The sequence below is a fragment of the Micromonospora sp. DT44 genome (assembly GCF_049841635.1).
GTDB lineage: Bacteria > Actinomycetota > Actinomycetes > Mycobacteriales > Micromonosporaceae > Micromonospora.
This window is the reverse complement of record NZ_JBNCKS010000028.1, coordinates 1-16509: the sequence shown is the minus strand read 5'-3', so window position 1 is coordinate 16509 and position 16509 is coordinate 1. Positions and strand designations below refer to the sequence as shown.

Below are 16509 nucleotides of genomic sequence, written 5' to 3'. Positions count from 1 at the left end.
GATGCTGAGGCTCGTCCGCCGACGCGCCCGCGCGCAGTGGCCGTTGCTCGCGGCCCTCCTCGGGGTCGTCACGATCGGCGCGACCCTGCTGGGCACCTGCACGCTGCTGGTCACCCGCACCGCCGAGCGGGCCCTGGAGGTCGCCCTGGTTCGCGCCGATGCCGCCGCCGTCGACGCGACCGTCTACACCGGTTCCGTGGATGGCCCCGACGCGTCGTCGGTCCTCGCCGACACCCGCGCCGGGGTGACCTCCGCGCTGGCGCCGTTCCCGCTGACCACCACCGCGCGGGCGTCGACGGTGCTGCGGGCACTACCGCCCGCGCTCGCCCCGGGCACCACCGTCGGCCCACAGGCGTACCTGTCGGGGCTCGACGACCTGCCGGCCCGGGCCGAGCTGGTCACCGGACGCTGGCCACAGCGCCCCGGCGACGCGGTGCTCCTGGAGTCCACCGCCCACCTGCTCGGTCTCGCTCCCGGTAGCCGGGTGCACCTCGGCGTCGAGCTGGCCCACCCGCCCGTCCCGGCCATCGATGTGACCGTCGTCGGTGTCGTACGCCCGCTGGCCGGGCGCGGTTGGGACCGCGACCCGCTGTCCGGGGCCGGGTCCGCCACCGGCTACCGGGACGGTCGCTTCCTGCAACCGGTCAACGCCTACGGCCCGTTCCTCGTCGACCTCGCCGACCTGGTCACCACCGGCGCGACCGTCGACCGCCTGGAGGTCACCGCCCATCCGGACCTGAGCCACGCCAACCGCCGGGACCTGGAGACCTTGGCCGGGGCCGTCGACACTGCCGACCGACGGCTGGCCGGCGCTCTCGGCGACCGCGTCCAGATGGCCCGCGTCGCCACCAACCTGGCGCTGACCCTGCGGTCGGCCGACGACCAACGGCACGTGACCGCCGCCGTCGTGCTCGCGATCGCCGTCCTCGGCGGTGTCCTGGCCGCGACGGCGCTCGTGCTCGCCGGCCGCCTGACCGCCGGCATCCGCGCCGACGAGACCGCCCTGCGTTCCGCCCTGGGCGCCAGCCGTCGTCAACTCGCCGCCACCGCGACCCTCGAGGCCGGGCTCGTCGCGGCCGTCGCCATCGCGCTCGCGATACCCGCCTCGTCGGCCCTGCACGCCGGCCTGACCCACCTGCCGCCGCTGGACGACGCCGGCCTGACCGTCCGGCCGGCCATCACCGCCATCCAGGTGCTCGCGGTCGCCGGGGGCACGCTGCTGCTCGCCGCCGTCCTCACCGTCCTGGCAATCCGTCCCGTCCCGGCCGCCGGCGAGCGGCGCACCCGCCGCGAACTGCTGGCCCGCTCCGGCGCCGACCTGCTGCTCGCGGTGTTCGCCGCCGTCGGATGGTGGCAGCTGTACGCGCAGCCCACCGCCGCCAGCCCGCGCGCCGACGCGGTCCGGGTGCTCGCTCCGGCGCTCCTGCTCACCGCCGGCGCCGCCCTGGCGCTCCGGGTGGTGCTGCCCGCCCTGCGCGGCGCCGACCGCCTGGCCTACCGCGCCCGCGGCCTGGCGCTTCCGCTGGCGGTCGCCGAGAGCGCCCGCCGGCCCCAGGCGGTCGCCGCCGGCCTGCTCGTCGGGCTGGCCTGCGCGGCCGGAACCTTCGGCCTGGCCTTCGACGCCACCTGGCACCAGTCGCAGCGCGACCAGGCCGCGCTCTCGGTCGGCACCGACCTGGCGCTCACCCTCAGCACGTCGCCCTCGGCCGGCGAAGGCGCGCTCGTCAGCGCGGCCACCGCGGGGGCGGTGAGTCCGGTCCTCGACCGCGGTATCGCTGTCGGTCAGTGGCTCGGGACCTCCGGCGAAGCGCCACGCCTGGTCGCCGTTGACACCACCCGCGCCGACGCGCTGCTTCGCGGGCAGCTGGACAACGACCGCGAATGGGCGGACGTGGGTGCCGCGCTGGCACCACCAACCCGGGTCACCGGCCTCGCCGTCCCGGCCGGCGCACCGCTCGTACTCAGCGGAACGGCGGCCGGCGACACCCCGCTCACCGTGACGCCCCGGCTGCTGCTGCAGGACGTCACCGGCCTCCGCACGTCCTGCACCGGTCCCGCCGTACCGCTCGACGGCCGCGAGGTGCGGCTACCTGCCTGCGCGACGGCCGACGGGCTGCGCCTCGTCGCGGTCGCGCTACCGGTCGCCGCCGACTTCGGCGACGAACCCGTAGCCGCCGGACCCGTGGCCGTAGCCGTCACGCTGACCGTGCCGCCGGCGGCGTCCACCGACGGATCGGACTGGACCGCCACGTCCGCTCCGCCGGTGCCGAGCAAGCTGAGCGACCTGAACGTCCGGCTGTCCCCCACGCCGACCGGAACCGCGCTGCGGATGGCCGCGACCGTCGAGCTCGACGGCGCCGACGATGCCGCCCGGACCCTCGTCGCCACCGCCTTCCCGGACCCCGGTGAGGTGCCGGTCGCCGTCTCCGCCCGCTTCGCCAGCGAGGTCGGCGTCCACCCCGGCAGCAAGCTCAGCATCACGGTCGGCACCACGCCCGTCCCGGTCGTCGTCTCCGAGGTCGTGCGGGCCGTACCGTCCGCCCCCGGGGCCGTCGCCGTCCTGGCCGACCTGGACGCGCTGTCCCGCGCGCGTGTGCTCGCCGGTGACCTCACGTTCCCGGTCGACGCCTGGTGGGTCGGTCACCCGGCCGGCCCCGGCGCCGCCGAGCGGGCCACCGCCCTGCACCTGGGCACCGTCACGACCCGCGAGGTGGAGACCGCCCGCCTCCTCGGCGGCCCGCTGCGCGCCGGGCTGCCGGGCGCGCTCCGGCTCGTCGTACCGGCCGCGGCCCTGCTGCTGCTCGCCGGCGTCGTCCTGCACGTCACCTGCGACCTGCAGCTCCGCGCCGTCGAGGTGGCGCGGTTGCGCGGTCTGGGGATGTCCCGGCGCGGCATCCGGGCCGTGCTGCTCGGCCAGCACGCCGGCGTTCTGCTGCCGCTGCTCGCGGCGGGCGCGGCCGTCGGCGCGCTGGCCACCCGCCTCGTCGCTCCCCTGCTCGTACGCTCCGACACCGGCGCCGCGCCCGTCCCGGCCGCCCAGCCACACTGGCCGTGGCCGGCCGAGGCCGCGCTGCTCGCCGTACTGCTGGTCGGGTGTCTGCTGGCGGTCGCCGCCGTGGTCGGCATCCAGGTCCGCCGGGCCGACGCCGCGCACCTGCGGGTGGCGCCGTGAAGCAGTTGACGCGCCGGTTCCCGGCGCCGCACTGGCCCAGCGTCCGCGGCCGGAGCCGGGCCGACGCCGGCCCGCTGCTGCTCTCCGCAGCCGTCATCGCTGCTGTCGCGCTGCTCGCCGGGGCCGTGCCGGTGCTGCTTGGCGCGGCCGCCGACAAGACCGTCCAGGACAGCGTCCGCCGCGGCAGCGACGACGCGAACGTCCTCGCACACGCCGACTGGGAACGCGACGACGGTCCGACGGGTGGGCGGGTACGGATGGCCAACCTCGCCAAGGAGGTCGACGACTTCCGTGTCCGGGCGACGTACGCGCTCGGGCCCGACCTGGACGCCGCGCTGCTCCCGCCCATCGCCGTCGTCGACGGCCCGGTCCTGAGCATCACCGACGGCACCGCGCCGCGTACCTTCCAGTTCACCTACCTGGCCGGTGACGCCGGCGGCCCGGAGGTGACCTGGGTCGCCGGAAACGCGCCCGCCGGGGCCGTCCCCGACGGGTTCGTCGAAGTCCCCTACCAGGGACCGCCCTGGCCGGTGCAGGTCGGCATCTCCGAGTCGGACGCCGCCGCCCTCGATGTCGGCCCCGGCGACCGGATCCCGGCCAAGGACAGCCGAGGGCGTGACAAGGACCTCCGGATCAGCGGGATCTACCGACCCACGGACGCCGCCGACCCCGCCTGGCGACTCGCCCCGGCGCTCCGGCGCCCCGTGCCCGGCGCCGACGGCGTGGGGATCACCCGGTTCGCGGGTCTGCTGTCGCGCGACTCGCTGCCGGACGCCCGTCTCGCCGTCGACGAGGACCAACTGCGGCGCGCTATCCACTTCGCCCCCGACCCCGACGCGCTCACCTGGGCCACCAGCGCAACCCTGGTCAACCAGGTGGTCACGCTCAAGGCGGCTTCCGGCTCGTCGGGCGCCCGCGACGACTCCCTGAAGTGGGAGTCGCAGCTCGACGCCACCCTGCGCGCGACCCGCGCCCGGGTCAACGCCGTACGGGCGCAGGCGGCCGTGTTGCTCACCGGCGTGCTGACCGCCACGGTCCTGGTCCTGCTGCTCGCCGCCGACCTGCTGGTCCGCCGCCGAACCCTGGCGCTGAGCGCCGCTCGGCAGCGGGGGGCGGCGTTACCCGACCTCGGCGTGGAACTGGCCATCGAGTCAACAGTGGTGTCCCTGTCGGCCGCTGCGGTCGGGCTCGCGCTCGCCCGCGTGGTGGCGCCGGGCGTCTCGTGGAGCTGGGCCATTCCCGTGGTCCTCGCCGGTGCCGTCGCCGGGCCGGCGTTCGGCACCCTGGCCGCCGGCCGCGCCAGCCGGGATCGGCGTCAGCCCGCCAACCCGTCCGCTCGGCGCTGGGTGCGGGCCACCGGGCAGTTGCGCCGCGCCGTCGTGGAGGCCGCTGTCCTGATCGGCGCGGTCGCCGCCCTCGTCACACTGCACCACCGCGGGCTCCTGCCGGTCACCTCCGACGGCGACACCGGCGAGGTGACCGGGGACGTGATCCTGCCGGTCAGCGCCGTCGCACTGGGCGCGCTCGTGGGCGCGCTCGTCCTGATCCGACTGCTCCCCCTGGGCGCGCGGCTCGCGCTCCGCCAGGCCCTGCGCTCGCGCCGCCCGCTGGCCGTCTTCGGTGCCGCCCGGGCGCTCACGACGGCAGGGCGCGCGCTGCCGCTACTGGTGCTGGTGAGCGCCACGGCGCTCGCGTCGTTCGCGCTCATCCTCGGCTCCACCGTCAACCGGGGCCTCGCCGACGGCGCGTGGAGCACCGTCGGCGCCGACGCCCGCCTCGACGTCGCCGCGGACGCCAAGGCCGGCACGCCCGCCATCGCCGAGCAGATCGCCGCCGCTCCGGGGGTAGGACAGGTCGTCGTCGCGCAGGTCACCGACTCGGCGCGCGTCTTCACGGACTCGACACCATTCGCCCCGCGCCTGGTCATCGTGGACGCCGAAGCGTTCCAGCGCCTGTTGGCCACCACCCCGCTGCCCGACGCGCCCGCGCTGGCCCGGCTCACGACGCCCGGTCCCGGTCCCGGAGAGGTTCCCGCGCTGGTCCGATCGAGCGACGGCGAGCTGCCGGCCGGCACGCGGTTGCAGCTACCCCGGGCCGACGCCCCGGCCATCCACCTCACCGTGGTCGGTACCGCGCCCTCGGTCGGCGGCGCCGACGACGTCGTGCTCGTGGACGCCGCGGCTCTCGCCACCGCTGGCCTGCCCGCCGTTCCGAACACGGTCTGGGTGACCGGTCCCGGCGCGGCGCGGGCGGTGTCGAACAGCGGCGTCGCGGCCGATGTCGTGTCGCGCGCCGACGTCCTGCGGACGCAACGAGCGGCTCCGCTGACCGCAGGGCTCCTACGGCTGACGTGGGCCGCCGCCGCGGTGCTGCTGGCGCTGGGGCTCCTCGGCCTGGCGCTCGCCGCCGCCGCCGGGGCCTCCGAACGGTGGCAGACCCTCACCCGGCTGCGGACCCTCGGGCTGCGGCCACGCGACGCCCGCTGGGTGGCCGCCGGAGAGCTGCTGCCGCCGGTCGCGGTGGTCGCGGTCTGCGGCCCGCTCCTCGGGGCCCTGCTCGCACGCGCGACGCTCGGCCCTCTCGACCTGCGGCTGCTCACCGGCCAGGCCGACGACCCGGCGGCGATCCTGCCGTGGTGGTTGCTCGCCCTGCTGGGCGCGGCGCTGCTGGCGGCGGCCGCCACCGTCGTACCCGTCGAGTCGGCGCTGCGACGACGCGACCGGTTGAGCGAGGTGCTCCGCGCCGGCGAGTAGGTCTGTTTCGTGCGGGCGGGCCGCCAGCTCTCTTTTAAAAACAGCGTTGAGGCCCGTCACCGGATCCGGTGACGGGCCTCAACGATCACGTCGTACAGCTGGTGGGCGATACTGGGTTTGAACCAGTGACCTCTTCCGTGTCAAGGAAGCGCGCTCCCACTGCGCCAATCGCCCGTGCTCTTTGCCGAGGTGGGGACGGGATTTGAACCCGCGTACACGGCTTTGCAGGCCGTTGCCTCGCCTCTCGGCCACCCCACCGAGGTTGCCCCCGTCATGCGTGGCGGCAGCTCCGAGCGGACGACGGGATTCGAACCCGCGACCCTCACCTTGGCAAGGTGATGCGCTACCAGCTGCGCTACGTCCGCACGCCCCCGGTGTTCCCGGGTGACGGATGAGAACTTTAGCCGAGCGGCGAACGACTGCCAAATCGGGGTCCGTGTCGGCGCGTCCCATCCCGCCCGGTGCGACGCCGCACGGGGAGACGGCCACCACCGACGGCGGGCTTCCTAGTCAGCTGACCTGATGTCTCAATTGACCCTCGGCCGTCACACTCCGGCATCATCCCGACGGTTGGCGCCTGCGCGGCGCATGGCCGGCGGGGCACTTCGACGGCGCGCCGCCCACCTCGCCGAACTCCACCAGGTGAACGAGCCACGGCGCCCCTGGAAAGTGTCCAACTTCCGACTCTTACCCCACGAATCGGACGGTAGCGGTAACTGTTCGTGTTCGGGTCGATGGGCTACGGTAACGGTCGTGACGAGACGTGCGGCCGAGATCCGCCTGGATGCCCTGCTGCGCACGGCCTGCGACGTGATCGTGGAGCGCGGTCTGGCCAACACACGAACCGCCGACGTGGCGCAGGCCGCCGGGGTGAGCCAGGCACTGGTGTTCTACCACTTTGCCACGAAGGATCGGCTGCTCGCGCAGGCCTTCGCGTACGCCGTCGAGCAGGATCTGGCCCGGCTGGACGCGGTCACCCGCTCCTCCGCGCCACCGCTGACGAAGCTCCGCCGGATCCTCAAGCTCTACACCCCGGCCGGCCGGGCGATCTCCTGGTCGATGTGGATCGACGGCTGGTCCGAGTCGCTGCGCACCCCCGAGCTGGAGAAGGTGTCCCGCCGGCTCGACCTACGGTGGCGACAGGATCTCGCCGCCGTGATCTCCACCGGGGTCGCCGACGGCACCTTCCAGTGCGCCGACCCGGACGGGGCCGCCTGGCGGATCAGCGCGGTCATGGACGGCCTCGCCGTGCAGCTCGCGGTGCACGACCGGGTCATCTCCCGGCGACAGTTCGGGGAGTGGGTACGCCTGGTCACCGCCCGCGAGCTGGGTCTGGACCCGACCGACCTGGACTGAGCGGCCGACCGCGCCATACGCCAGGCCGGGCAAAACGGCTCCGGCCGGCGTGCCGAACGGAACAATCGACGGCATGGATCTGCTCGACGCGTACCGCCGGAGCCTGGCCGAGTTTGTCGACCGGGTGGACCAGATCGGGCCCGACCAGTGGTCGGAGGAGACACCCTGCCCCGACTGGGACGTCCGGACCCTGGTCAACCACGTGGTCGGCGAGGACCGGTGGAGCGTTCCCCTGCTCGCCGGCCGCACCCTCGACGAGGTCGGCGACCGCTTCGACGGTGACGTGCTCGGCGCCGACCCGATCACGACGGCGCGGGAGGCCGCCGCGCAGGCCGAGGTCGCCGTCACCCACCCCGGCACGATCGACCGCACCGTGCACCTGTCGGCCGGCCCGACCCCGGCCGCCGAGTACGTCCAACAGCTCCTCGCCGAACACCTGATCCACGGCTGGGACCTGGCGGTGGCGATCGGCGCCGACCCACGGTTCGACCCGGACGCGGTGCACGTGTGCGCCCAGTGGTTCGCCGGCCGGGTCGACGACTACCGACGCGACAAGCTGGTCCGGGACGCGGCACAGGTGCCCGCCGGCGCCGACGAGCAGGATCAGCTGTTGGCCGCCTTCGGCCGCGACCCGGACTGGTCGCCCGGCGACTGACGCGACCCGGACTGGGCGCCCGGCGACTGACGCGACCCCGACTGGGCGCCCGGCGACTGAGCCGTCACCGTCGGGGTCCGGTGTTGGCCAGCGCCCGGTCGCCGCCGTAGTGGGCGAGCACCCGGTGGTCCATCACCCGTCGCCAGAGTGGTGGGAACAGCGCCACGACCACCATCGTCGCGTACCCGGCGGGCAGCTGCGGTGACGTGTCGTAGCTGCGCAGCGTCTGGTAGCGGCGCAACGGGTTCGCGTGATGGTCGCTGTGTCGCTGAAGCTGGAAGAGGAAGACGTTGGTGACCGTGCGGTCGCTGTTCCAACTGTGCCGGGCGTCGACCTTCTCGTAACGCCCGGTCGCGGTGCGCTGCCGGGCCAGCCCGTAGTGCTCCAGATAGTTGACGACCTCCAGCAGGGAGAAGCCGACCAGCGCCTGCAGCGCCAGGAACGGCAGCACCGCCGGGCCGAAGTGCACGGCGAGCGCCGCGTACAGCGCCACGGTCATCGCCCAGGCGTTGAGCACGTCGTTGCGGTACGTCCAGGGGGTCCGGCCGCGAAGGCGGAACCGGCTGGCCTCCAACCGCCAGGCCGAGCGGAGGCTGCCGAGGACGGTACGCGGCCAGAACGCCCAGATGCTCTCCCCCAGTCGGGAGCTGGCCGGATCCTCCGGGGTGGCGACCCGTACGTGGTGGCCACGGTTGTGCTCGACGTGGAAGTGCCCGTAGGCGGCCGGCGCGAGTGCCACCCTGGACAGCCACCGCTCCACCCGCTCGCGTTTGTGGCCCAGTTCGTGGGCGGTGTTGATGGCGATGCCGTCGACCACTCCGACGGTGGCGACCAGGCCGGCGGCACCGACGACCGAGAGGCTGTCGTGGGTCCACACCGCGCAGCAGGCCACCAGGGCGGCGTACTGGGCCGGCAGGTAGAGGTAGGTCAGCCAGCGGTAGTAGCCGTCGGCGGCCAGCCGGGGTACCGCCTCCTCGGGAGGGTTGCGCCGGTCGTCGCCGATGAGCAGGTCGATCACCGGGATCAGACCGAACACGACGACCGGGGTGAGCCACCACGCCCAGGCGCCGCCGGTGCTCCGCCACAGCGCGAGGCCGGCGAAGGGTAGCGCCGGCACCAGCAGCGCGAGCGGCCAGAGGGGTTTGCGCCGGTCCCGCCAGGCGACGGGTCCGACGGTCGGTGCGGTGTCGACGGCCATGGACCGACTGTGACACCCATCACTGCCTTTTACAAGAGAGAGCATTTTGTAAAGTCGACATATCTCGATCATTTGGCGAGTCGACCGGCCCGAGACCTTGCCGCTTCCTCGGACGGCTGATATCCACAGATGCGCATGCGTCACCGCGCATCGCCGGTCGGCGGCCGCCGGCCATCCCGCTCCCACAAGGAGGTCCCGTGCCACAACCGGAGTGGTCACCCCCGATGAGCCGGCGTCGACGCCGGCTCATCGCCGTCCTGGCGACGACGGCGACCCTCGCCGCGCTGCTACCCACCGGCACGAGCAACGCCGCACCCGCCGCCGCTCCCGCCGAGCGCACGTCCGGGCCGTTCGCCGAGGGGCACCAGCCCGCCGACCTCGACAACCGCACCGGTACGGCGGCACCCGACGCCCGGCAGCGCGGGCTGGCCCGCGCGGCGGACCCCGACGCGCGGTGGAACCGGCTCGGCACCCCCCAGGCGCTCGGCCCCGGTCGTACCCCCCTCGCCACCGGACTGCCCGCGGACCCGGAGGCCGCCGCGCGCGCCTACCTGACCGCCAACCGCGACCTGTACGGCATGGACGCCGCGACGGTCGCCGACCTGGACCGGGTGCTGGTCCGGCCGATCGGCAGCGGTGCGGTGGTGACCCTGCGGCAACGCTTCGGTGACCTGCCGGCCGGTCACGACGGTCTGGTCACGCTCGCGGTCAGCGGCGGCTCGGTGCTCGCCGTCAACTCCTCGCTGGCCCGGGACACCCGCGCGCCCGCCCCCGCGACCCGCACCGCCGAGCAGGCGTACGCCGACGCGCTCGCCGGCGCCGGGTTGAGCCCGACGGCCGTGGCCAGCCACACCGTGCGGGCCGCGGCCGTGCCCACCCCGCTGGACGGACCCCGGGCCGCCTACGAGGTGACCATGATCGGCGCGGACGCCGACCACCCGGCGGCGTTCACCAGCTACGTGGACGGCAGCACGGGCAAGGTGCTGGTCCGCGAGGACCTCGTCGACTTCGACTCGGACAACCCGAGCTGGGCGGTCTTCCCGGCCACCCCACCCCGCGACCTCGCCGCCGGCCAGGACCCCCGGGTCCGCTGGTGCGGCGACCCGGCCCCCGACTGCCAGGCGGCGTTCCGTGACCCGGCCACCGGGCAGCCGTGGGACGTCGACGCGGCCACCGGCACACCCACCTTCACCTCGCGCGGCAACTCGGCGAACACCGTGCTCTCCTGGGGCAACAACACCCCGGTCGTGCCGGCCACACCCAGCCCGGAGCGCCGCTACGAGTACCCGTTCACCGACCAGTGGCACCAGGCGAGGTGCAACCCGGAGGTGTTCACGTCCACGCGGCGCAACGACGCGGACGCGGCGATCGCAAACCTGTTCGTCATGCACAACCGCATGCACGACTGGGCGTACCAGCTCGGCTTCACCGAGTCGGCGTGGAACCTCCAGGCCGTCAACCTCACCCCGTCCGGACTCGGCGGCGACGCCGAGCAGGGGCGCGCCCAGCAGGGCGCGCTGACCGGCAACCGCAACAACGCCAACCAGGGCACCCCGCGCGACGGTCTGCCGCCGACCACCAACATGTACCTGTGGCAGCCGCAGGCCGGTGGCCCGTACCCGCCGTGCGTGGACGGCGACTACGACATGACGGTGATCGGCCACGAGTACACCCACGCGATCACCAACCGGATGATCGCCGGCCCGGACAGCGGGATCAGCGGCCACCAGGGCGGTGCGATGGGCGAGTCGTGGGGCGACCTGATGGCCGCGGAGTACCTCTACCAGAACGGCCTGCGCGCTCCCGGCGAAACGCCCTTCGTCACCGGCGGCTACGTCACTGGCAACCTGGTCAGCGGCATCCGCAACTACGACCTGAGCCGCAGCCCGCTGAACTACTCCGACATCGGCTACAACACCGCCGGCCCGGCCGTGCACGCCGACGGCGAGATCTGGGGCGCGACCAACTACCGGGTACGCGCCGCGCTGGTCAAGCGGTACGGCCTGGGCACCCCGCAGCGGCAGCGGGAGTGCGCGCAGGGCACGGTGCCCGCCGACAAGTGCCCGGGCAACCGGCGCTGGTCGCAGCTGGTCTTCGACTCGTTCCTGCTCCAGGCGGCCAGCCAGGTCAGCATGCTGGACATGCGGGACAACATGCTCACCGCCGACCTGCTGCGCTTCGGCGGCGCGAACCAGGACCTGATCTGGGCCGAGTTCGCCCGCTCCGGGATGGGCCGGGACGCCGCCACCAACGGCGCCGCGGACACCGACCCGACGCCGAGCTTCGCCTCGCCACGGGGCGGCAACGCGACACTCACCCTGCGCCCCCGTGGGGACAGCGCCGACGCGCCGATCCGGGTGTACGTCGGGGCGTACGAGGCACGGGCCGTACCGATGGCCGACACCGACCCGGCGACGCCGATCCCGGACACGGTGGAGATGGTCGCCGGCACGTACGACCTGGTGGCCGTCGCGCCCGGCTTCGGGCACCAGCGGCTCAGCGTGGTCGCCGACGCCGGCAAGGCTGGCTACGTGGACCTGCGGATGAGCCGCAACCTCGCGTCCACGGCGTCCGGCGCGACGATCAGCGGTGACGGGGTCAACCTGGACCGGGTGGCCGACGACACCGAGGCGACGAACTGGGCCTCGCTGGACGGGGTGGCCGGCAAGCAGCTCACCGTGGCGCTGGCCGGTGACGCCCCACAGGTGGTCAAGCGCGTGAACGTCAGCGCGATGCTGCGACCCGCGATCGTCGGGGACGCGGACACGGGCAGTCAGAACGCGCTCAGCGCGCTGCGCTCGTTCGCCGTGTCCGCCTGCGACGCGACCACCACCGACTGCGCCGACCCGGCGCGCTGGCGGCGCATCTACACCAGCGCGGCCGATGCGTTCCCCGGCGGGGCGTACCGGGCGTACAGCCGCGACATCAACCTGCGCTCGTTCGCGGTCCCGACCACCACCGCCACCCACCTGCGCTTGGAGGTGCTGGCCAGTCAGTGCACCGGCGGACCGCAGTACGCCGGTGAGCAGGACGACGACCCGGCCACGACGACCGACTGCGCCACGGCCAGCCCGTCCCGTGCCCAGGTCAGGATCGCCGAGTTCCAGGCGTTCGCGAAGTGACACCGTCGGGGCCGGCGGGGAACCGCCGGCCCCGACAACCCCCGATCAGCGGCGTGCCGGGTGCCAGCTCCCGGTCGGCGCGGGCCGCTCCCAGAGCCGGTCCACCGGCGGGTCCTCGGTCTCCTTGTTCGCTGCGCGGGTCAGGTGGCGCAGTCGCAGCAGCAGGCCCACCCCGAGCGAGAGCAGCAACCCGCCGAGCAGGAACGCCGCCTGCACCACACCGAACCCGCCGGTCTGCGCGACCGGCCGGCCGGCCGACGGTGGCGCCGCGTCGACCGGCTGCTCCGCGACCGGTTCCTCGGCCTGGGTGCTCTCCTCCTGCGCCGGTTCGCTCGGTGGGTCGCTCGGCTGCGCGGGGGTCGGGCTCGGCGTCGGCGTACGGGCTCCGGCGCCGCTCGCTCCCACCACCGATCGGGTGGCGGTCTGGCGGGCCAAGAGGCGCAGGTTGGCGTCGTACGCCTCGGCGGCGAGGGTGACCCGCCCCTGCGTGACGTCCTCATCGAAGGCCACCCGGTAGCGGGCGGTCACCGTGCGGCCCGGGCAGAGAGTGCCCGGGTCGAGTTGCCGGTCGGTCAACCGGGCCACGTCACTCTCGGTCCGGATCTCCACCGGGAAGTCGCCGTTCTCCTCCACCCGGTCCATCTTCACCTGGTCGAGCCGGATGCCCTCCACCCGCAGCACCATCGACCAGCGCACCTTCGCGCACCCGCCGCGCCGGTCCGTCTGCGAGACCACCGCGGAGATCGTGCGCACCTGGTCGCCGGCGGTGAACCGGGCCGGCAGGCCGCCGATCTCGGTGGCGAACGCCGCCTGCGCCGGCGCCGCCAGGGTGAGCACCACCCCGGCACTGCCGGCAACCAACGCCCCGAGCCGCAGCGCGTACCGCCACACGATCACCACCACCTCGTTCCTTCTCGTCCCTGTAGGGAGACGCTAGGAGGAAACGGGCGGATCACACAGAGGGGTGTCTTCGCACCGGACGACAAGGATGAGGGGTCATTTCACCGACAGTGGTGAACCCGTCACCACTCCCCCGCGACACGCCGGGCGTCGGGTCGCTGGAACAATCGGGCAGGTGTCCGAGCTCTCCAGCACGTTCGTCCGGCTGCACGCCCGGCTGACCCCGGTCCCCTTCGTCCCCGAGGTGCGTCTGCACCAGGCGGACGAGCCGATCGGGCTCTGGGAGTTGACCGAGGGCCAGTTCTCCACCGACCGGCCGCCGCCGTTCTGGGCCTTCGCGTGGGCCGGCGGGCAGGCGCTGGCCCGCTACGTCACCGACCATCCGGAGCTGGTCGCCGGGCGGCGGGTGCTCGACCTCGCCTCCGGCTCCGGCCTGGTGGCCATCGCCGCCGCCCGGGCCGGCGCGGCCTCCGTGCGCGCCGTCGAGGTCGACGAACTGGCGGTCGCGGCCGTCGCGCTCAATGCCGAAGCCAACGGGGTACGCGTCGACGTTGAGTTCGCCGACATCCTCGACGGCGACGCGGGCGACGCCGAGGTGGTGCTCGCCGGGGACGTCTTCTACAGCGACGCGATGGCCCGACGGGTACTGCGGTTCCTGCTGCGCGCCACCCGGGCCGGGGCGCCGGCGCTGGTCGGTGACCCCGGCCGGGCGTTCCTGCCCCGGGATCGCTTCGACGAGCTGGCCAGCTACGACGTACCGGTGCCGGAGGCCCTGGAGAGCGTTCGCGTGAAGCGCACCACCGTCTGGCGGTTGCGCCCGGGCCTGCCCGGAGCTGCCGGCTAGCGTGTCGGCGTGCTCTTCTCCGGCTGGTCGTCCGCGGTCGAGGCACCCTGGCCGGACATCGCCGAGGTGACCGACCACGTCGGCGTACGCCACCTCGTCGTCACCCGCCACGCGCTGGTCCGCCAGGTCCTCGCCGATCCGGAGCGCTACCGGCCGGACAACGCCCTGGACGCGGTGACCCCGATGCCGGTGCCCGCGCTGCGGGTGCTCGCCGGGCACCGGTTCCGGTTGCCGCCGACCCTGGCGAACAACTCCGGCGTCAGCCATCCTCAGATCCGGGGCATCGTGGCGGACGCGCTGCACCCCGCGAAGGTCGCCGCGCAGCGCCCCTGGCTCACGGCCCTGGTCCGGGAACGGGTCACCCGGCTACGGACCACGCTCCACAGCGGCGCGCCGGTCGACCTGTACGCGGACCTCGCCGCCGACCTGCCCCTGCTGGTACTGGCCCGGCTGGTCGACCTGCCGGACGCGCCGGTCGGCGCGGTCAAGGAGTTCGCCCGGGCGGCGCTGGAGCTGTTCTGGGCGCCGCTGGACGCCGACCGACAGGTGGCGCTCGCCGCCGAGGTGGGCCGCTTCCACCACGTACTGCGGGAGTTCGCGGCCACCGGCGGCGGCCTGGCCGCCGAGCTGCGCGCCGCCGGGCATCCGCCCGACGTGGTGGTCGGCGCGCTCTTCTTCCTGCTGGTCGCCGGACAGGAGACCACCTCGCAGTTCCTCACCCTGCTGCTGCACCGGCTGGCCGGCGAACCGGCGGTACGCGCCGCGCTGCGCGCCGGCGACGTCGCGGTGGCCGACATCGTCGAGGAGGGCCTCCGCCTCGAACCGCCCATCGTCACCTGGCGGCGTGTGGCGGCGGCGGACGGCATTCTCGGCGACACGGCCGTGCCGGCGGGCACCAGCATCGTGCTGTGGCTGGCCCGCGCCGGTCGCGACCCGGCGGTCGTCGACGCGCCGGACGATTTCGTTTCCGGGCAGCGCGGGTCGCGGCGGCACCTGGCGTTCGGGGCGGGGGCGCACCGGTGCGTCGGCGACGTCCTGGCCCGCATGGAGGCGGCCGTCGTGGTGGCCGAGGCCGCGCCGCTGCTCGACGGGGTGACGGTGATCCGTCCGCCGTGGTGCCCGGACAATCTCACCTTCCGGATGCCGGACGCCTTCGTGGTCCGACGGCAATCGGACGTACCGGGCTGACCGGATCCTGACAATCGCCCGGTATGTTTCCGGGCGTGTCCGTCACCCCCACCCGTCGGATCATCGCCGCCACAACGCTTCTGGCCCTGCTGGCGCTGAGTGCCTGCGCAGCCGGACCCGCGTTCCACGCCCGGCAGATCGCGGCCCAGCCGAGCCCGTCGGCCTCGCCGTCCGCGTCACCGTCCCCGACCGCGTCACCGTCGCCGACCGCCCCGCCGGCACGCGGGACCCTGGACTGGTACGTGTCGCAGGCGCCGGTCTTCCCCGCAGCGCCGCTACCGCAACCGGTGCCGCTGCCGGTGACGGGTGCGATCCCGTTCTGGCACCGCGTGCCGACCGACCAGAAGGTCGCCTTCATCACCATCGACGACGGTGGGCTGGCCCGACCGCCGGCGGTGCCCGACTTCATCGCCCGCGCGCACATCCCGGTCACCATGTTCCTGAACTCGCCGGCCGCCGAGGAGCACGACGTCTACTTCCGCCAGATCCAGATCGCCGGTGGGGTCGTGGAGAACCACACCATCCGGCACAACTCGCTGGCCGGCCGGTCGTACGACTACCAGAAGCAGGAGATCTGCGGGTCGGCGGACAAACTCCAGGCGCTGTTCGGCCAGCGGGCGACCCTGTTCCGCCCACCGTTCGGCGAGTACGACGGCACCACGCTCCGGGCCGCGCGAGACTGCGGCGCGAAGGCGGTCCTGCACTGGTCGGAGACGGTCCACGAGGGCAAGGTGCGCTACCAGACCCCGGAGAAGATGGTCCAGCCCGGCGACGTGCTGCTGATGCACTTCAGGCCGGCGCTGATGGACGACCTCCTGGCGGCGTTGAAGGCCATTCACCGGGCCGGGCTCACCCCGGCGCTGCTGGAGGACTACATCCGCTGACCCGGGCGACCTGACGAAAGTCAGTGCTGGTGGGTGCCGTTGGGGCGGGGAGCGCAAGCTAAGGGGTTCAGCAACGGCACCGCCAGGAAGTACGAGCTGTCGGGTCTGGTGTTCTGCGCCGAGACGATGAAGGACAGTTCAACCTGTGGACGAGTCATGGTGTCGATGACCAGCACCCGGGTTGTGCGCGGTAAGCGGGGGTCACGTCCGCGCTGGTGGTGTAAGAGACGGCCATCGCGGGATCCGGTTTGATGTTAGGCGGCGATTGGGCTGGGATCGGCGTGGTCGGTGTCGTGTTGGTCCGGCTCGACGATGATGTGGCGGGCTTTGGCGAGGAGTTCCAAGCCCATGTAGCGGCGTCCTTCGGTCCATTCGTCGGTCTGTTCGGCGAGGACGGCGCCGACGAGGCGGATGATCGCCGCCCGGTTCGGGAAGAT

The 16509-nt window shown here is 73.9% G+C and carries 12 protein-coding genes and 3 tRNA genes; 8 read left to right on the top strand and 7 right to left on the bottom strand.

The window, feature by feature from the left end; translation table 11 throughout:
- Position 1 precedes the first annotated feature (1 nt).
- Both ACLQ25_RS17530 and ACLQ25_RS17525 read left to right on the top strand, forming a co-directional pair.
- On the top strand, positions 2–3172 hold the full coding sequence (locus tag ACLQ25_RS17530; protein WP_425731927.1) for an FtsX-like permease family protein: 3171 nt from the start codon (positions 2–4) through the stop codon (positions 3170–3172).
- The gene (locus tag ACLQ25_RS17525) at positions 3169–5925 is read left to right on the top strand and encodes an FtsX-like permease family protein (RefSeq protein WP_425731926.1); all 2757 of its coding nucleotides are present in this window, start codon (positions 3169–3171) and stop codon (positions 5923–5925) included. Before ACLQ25_RS17530 ends, ACLQ25_RS17525 begins: the two co-directional genes overlap by 4 nt.
- A gap of 99 nt (positions 5926–6024) precedes the next feature.
- Here ACLQ25_RS17525 and ACLQ25_RS17520 read toward each other — a convergent pair.
- From ACLQ25_RS17520 to ACLQ25_RS17510, 3 genes are all read right to left on the bottom strand, one after another.
- A tRNA-Val gene (locus tag ACLQ25_RS17520) sits at positions 6025–6099 on the bottom strand.
- Between the two features lie 13 nt (positions 6100–6112).
- Positions 6113–6183 (bottom strand) — tRNA-Cys (locus ACLQ25_RS17515).
- Between the two features lie 34 nt (positions 6184–6217).
- Positions 6218–6290, bottom strand: a tRNA-Gly gene (locus ACLQ25_RS17510).
- Between the two features lie 388 nt (positions 6291–6678).
- Here ACLQ25_RS17510 and ACLQ25_RS17505 point away from each other — a divergent pair.
- Positions 6679–7281, top strand: coding sequence for a TetR/AcrR family transcriptional regulator (locus ACLQ25_RS17505; RefSeq protein WP_425731925.1), 603 nt, complete (start codon positions 6679–6681; stop codon positions 7279–7281).
- A gap of 73 nt (positions 7282–7354) precedes the next feature.
- A complete protein-coding gene (locus ACLQ25_RS17500) occupies positions 7355–7936 on the top strand; it encodes a TIGR03086 family metal-binding protein (protein ID WP_425731924.1) in 582 nt (193 codons plus the stop codon).
- A 64-nt stretch (positions 7937–8000) separates the two neighbouring features.
- On the opposite strand, the gene ACLQ25_RS17495 is transcribed toward ACLQ25_RS17500, so the two are convergent.
- Positions 8001–9134: an alkane 1-monooxygenase gene (locus ACLQ25_RS17495; protein WP_425731923.1), complete on the bottom strand. Its 1134-nt coding sequence runs from the start codon at positions 9132–9134 to the stop codon at positions 8001–8003.
- A 197-nt stretch (positions 9135–9331) separates the two neighbouring features.
- Here ACLQ25_RS17495 and ACLQ25_RS17490 point away from each other — a divergent pair, with 197 nt between their 5' ends.
- On the top strand, positions 9332–12256 hold the full coding sequence (locus ACLQ25_RS17490) for a M36 family metallopeptidase (RefSeq protein ID WP_425731922.1): 2925 nt from the start codon (positions 9332–9334) through the stop codon (positions 12254–12256).
- Between the two features lie 45 nt (positions 12257–12301).
- On the opposite strand, the gene ACLQ25_RS17485 is transcribed toward ACLQ25_RS17490, so the two are convergent.
- Complete coding sequence (locus tag ACLQ25_RS17485; protein WP_425731921.1) at positions 12302–13156, bottom strand: hypothetical protein; 855 nt, start codon at positions 13154–13156, stop codon at positions 12302–12304.
- A 175-nt stretch (positions 13157–13331) separates the two neighbouring features.
- On the opposite strand from ACLQ25_RS17485, the gene ACLQ25_RS17480 reads away from it, so the two are divergent.
- From ACLQ25_RS17480 to ACLQ25_RS17470, 3 genes are read left to right on the top strand one after another with little or no spacing between them, the layout of a single operon-like run.
- On the top strand, positions 13332–14000 hold the full coding sequence (locus ACLQ25_RS17480; protein ID WP_425731920.1) for a class I SAM-dependent methyltransferase: 669 nt from the start codon (positions 13332–13334) through the stop codon (positions 13998–14000).
- A gap of 9 nt (positions 14001–14009) precedes the next feature.
- Positions 14010–15188 carry a cytochrome P450 gene (locus ACLQ25_RS17475; RefSeq protein ID WP_425731919.1) on the top strand — a complete coding sequence of 393 codons (1179 nt, stop codon included), beginning with the start codon at positions 14010–14012 and terminating at the stop codon, positions 15186–15188.
- A gap of 35 nt (positions 15189–15223) precedes the next feature.
- On the top strand, positions 15224–16072 hold the full coding sequence (locus ACLQ25_RS17470) for a polysaccharide deacetylase family protein (protein WP_425731918.1): 849 nt from the start codon (positions 15224–15226) through the stop codon (positions 16070–16072).
- 20 nt (positions 16073–16092) lie between these two features.
- On the opposite strand, the gene ACLQ25_RS17465 is transcribed toward ACLQ25_RS17470, so the two are convergent.
- Positions 16093–16230 carry a hypothetical protein gene (locus ACLQ25_RS17465; RefSeq protein WP_425731917.1) on the bottom strand — a complete coding sequence of 46 codons (138 nt, stop codon included), beginning with the start codon at positions 16228–16230 and terminating at the stop codon, positions 16093–16095.
- Between the two features lie 96 nt (positions 16231–16326).
- Positions 16327–16509 (bottom strand): transposase (locus ACLQ25_RS17460; RefSeq protein ID WP_425731916.1); only part of this gene is annotated, 183 nt, incomplete at its 5' end.

Coding starts and splice junctions, on each gene's coding strand:
- ACLQ25_RS17530 (WP_425731927.1), top strand. CDS start 2: ATGCTGAGGCTCGTCCGCCGACGCGCCCGCGCGCAGTGGCCGTTGCTC.
- ACLQ25_RS17500 (WP_425731924.1), top strand. CDS start 7,355: ATGGATCTGCTCGACGCGTACCGCCGGAGCCTGGCCGAGTTTGTCGAC.
- ACLQ25_RS17495 (WP_425731923.1), bottom strand. CDS start 9,134: ATGGCCGTCGACACCGCACCGACCGTCGGACCCGTCGCCTGGCGGGAC.
- ACLQ25_RS17465 (WP_425731917.1), bottom strand. CDS start 16,230: ATGACTCGTCCACAGGTTGAACTGTCCTTCATCGTCTCGGCGCAGAAC.